Here is a 1946-nt window from a genome sequence, read left to right on the forward strand (position 1 = left end):
CCCCCGCCCGCACGAAGGGGTCCTCCCGCAGCAGGCGGTTCAGCTCGTGCGTGGCGTCGACGAGGATCTGCAGGCTGAAGGCCTCCCGGCCGGCGATGTCCCCGATCGCCGACTCCAGGATGTCCTCGCCGCGGGCCTGGACGGCGTCCGCGAGCTCGTCCTTGGTGGCGAAGTGGAAGAAGAGCGCCCCCTTGGTGACGCCGGCCGCCTCGCTGACGTCGCCGAGCGTGGCCCGGACGAAGCCGCGGTCCGCGAACTGCTGGGCCGCCGAGGTGATCAGCCGCTCCAGGGTCCGCACCGACCGCTCCTGCTTCGCCTTCATAGGCGCCTCACCTCATGTGTCCGTGAACGGGCCGGCATCAGCCACCCGCGTGCGACTGCGTGAGGCCATCGGCTGACGCCGAGATCCACCTAGAGTCCGCATGACTGTACAAACCGGTCGAATGGTAAGTCAATTTAAACCGCTCGGTAGGTTTTTTCGTGCGCAATGGGTGTGCGCATCCGCGGCCGCCGTCCGTGCGGCGACCAGCCAAGAGAGCGCCGCGCCCGGCGTTCACCTCCAGCTCGTTGCAACGACCCCTGAATCGCTGTTGCGTTCATCAGGAAACCGTTGCAACTTCTCCCACCTTTTTCCTACGTCAGAACGTAGTTACCCTATCCATACATTGCTGCATCAATGAATGCAACGTAGCGTTTCCGGCCATCGAAACTTTCATGGTGCACGTCACCGCCGGAACGCCGGTCGAGGACGCCCGGAGGCGGCCGTGCGGCCCGGACCCTCGCGCGGGCTCCAGCGGGGCTTGAGCGGGGCTGCACCGGCGTGGGGCATGGTCGGGCAGTCGGGCGGTGCCGGCGCGGCGGGGGCCACGCGCGGTCCCGACGTCCCGGCATAGCGTTCACCGTCAACTCGTTGCAACACTGGACCTCGAAAGCGTTGCATTCAACTCGATCCCATTGCAATGAATTTACGGCCCTGGCCTGCACAGTTAGCGAGTTGAGCACGGAACCTCAGTTGCCAGTTTCATAAATGCAACGTAGCGTTTCCATCATCAGAAACAGCGGGCTGCAGGGCACGCGACGTGGATGAAGGAGAGCACGATGCAGAAGTTCGACACCCCGGCCCCGGTACCGACCGTGCTCGACATCCCGGCGGGACGGATCCACCTCGTCGCCGCCGACCGGACCGACACCACCGTCGAGGTGCGCCCCGCCGACTCCGCCAGGAGCCGCGACGTGAAGGCCGCCGAGCAGATCGAGGTCTCCTACCGCGAGGGCGTGCTGCGGATCGAGGCACCGGAGGCCACGCACGGGGTGCTCGGCAACTCCGGCTCGGTCGAGGTGACCGTGCAGCTGCCCGCCGGCTCGCACATCGACGCGAAGGCGGCCAGCGCCGAACTCCGCAGCGAGGGACGGCTCGGCGACGTCACGTTCGAGGGCGCACAGGCCACCGTCGCGCTGGACGAGAGCGCGAACACCCGGCTCACCGTCGCCGACGGCAACATCTCGGTGGGCCGCCTCACCGGACCCGCCGAACTCCGCGCCCAGAAGGGCGACCTGACCGTCGCCGAAGCCTCGCACGGCACCCTCACCCTGCACACCGAGTCGGGCGCGATCTCGGTCGGCGCCGCTCCCGGCGTCTCCGCCTCGCTCGACGCCCGTACCGCCTACGGCCGGATCACCAACACGCTGCGCAACAGCGACGGTGCCGCCGCCGGTCTGACCATCCACGCGACCACCTCGCACGGCGACATCACCGCCCGCGGCCTCTGACCCGAAACGGAGCTCCCCCCATGACGAACCTGGCCATCGCGGCACACGGGTTGCGCAAGTCCTACGGAGACAAGACCGTCCTCGACGGCTTCGACATCACCGTCCCGGAAGGCACGATCTTCTCCCTCCTCGGGCCCAACGGTGCCGGCAAGACCACCGCCGTGAAGATCCTCTCC

At 67.7% G+C, this 1946-nt stretch carries 3 protein-coding genes; 2 read left to right on the forward strand and 1 reads right to left on the reverse strand.

Translation table 11 applies throughout. The features are described from left to right. A partial coding sequence (locus K377_RS41040) for a TetR family transcriptional regulator (RefSeq protein WP_146614875.1) occupies nucleotides 1-322 on the reverse strand: 322 nt, incomplete at its 3' end. A gap of 776 nt (nucleotides 323-1098) precedes the next feature. On the opposite strand from K377_RS41040, the gene K377_RS41045 reads away from it, so the two are divergent. Both K377_RS41045 and K377_RS42660 read left to right on the forward strand, forming a co-directional pair. Next, on the forward strand, nucleotides 1099-1770 hold the full coding sequence (locus tag K377_RS41045; protein ID WP_111668708.1) for a DUF4097 family beta strand repeat-containing protein: 672 nt from the start codon (nucleotides 1099-1101) through the stop codon (nucleotides 1768-1770). Between the two features lie 20 nt (nucleotides 1771-1790). Next, the coding region (locus K377_RS42660; RefSeq protein ID WP_146614876.1) for an ATP-binding cassette domain-containing protein at nucleotides 1791-1946 on the forward strand (156 nt) is incomplete at its 3' end.

Origin of the sequence: Streptomyces sp. PsTaAH-137 (assembly GCF_003259365.1) — a bacterium.
Lineage (GTDB): Bacteria > Actinomycetota > Actinomycetes > Streptomycetales > Streptomycetaceae > Streptomyces.